General features: G+C 63.9%; 1 protein-coding gene. It reads right to left on the reverse strand.

Going from position 1 to position 474, the window contains the following annotated elements:
- Window positions 1-474 (reverse strand): transposase (locus tag ACFVS0_RS21825; protein ID WP_430589115.1); only part of this gene is annotated, 474 nt, incomplete at both ends.

Genomic DNA, 474 nt, shown 5'->3' on the forward strand with positions numbered 1-474 from the left:
GCTCCCGAATCGATACCGCGTCGATGATCCCGCCGCGAGGCATCGCGGTGGCCAGCTTTGAGTGGCGCATACGGCGACGCGTGCGCAGGTGCGCCAGGAGTTCCTTCTTGAGCAGGCCGCGCGCCTGGATGAACAAGCTCCGGTAGATCGTTTCGTGCGACACCTGCAGTGCCTGGTTGAGCGGGAACCTCAGCTTAAGCCAGCCGGCGATCTGTTCCGGCGACCACTGCTGGCCCAGCTTGCAAGCCACCAACCAGCGCAGACGAGGGTTATCGGCCAACCGGCAAGACTGTGGCCTCCGGGCTGCCTCCCAAGCGGCCTCATCGGCATGTGCGGCCCGATATCGGTCACGGCCACCATGCCGTGCCACTTCCCGGCTAATCGTCGAGGTAGGCCGCCCTAGGCTGAGCGCAACCTGGCGAAACGACTGGCCAGAAGCTAGGCATCGAGATATCTCTTCGCGATCCATTAAGC

Origin of the sequence: Isoptericola sp. NPDC058082 (assembly GCF_042885055.1) — a bacterium.
Classification (GTDB): domain Bacteria; phylum Actinomycetota; class Actinomycetes; order Actinomycetales; family Cellulomonadaceae; genus Isoptericola.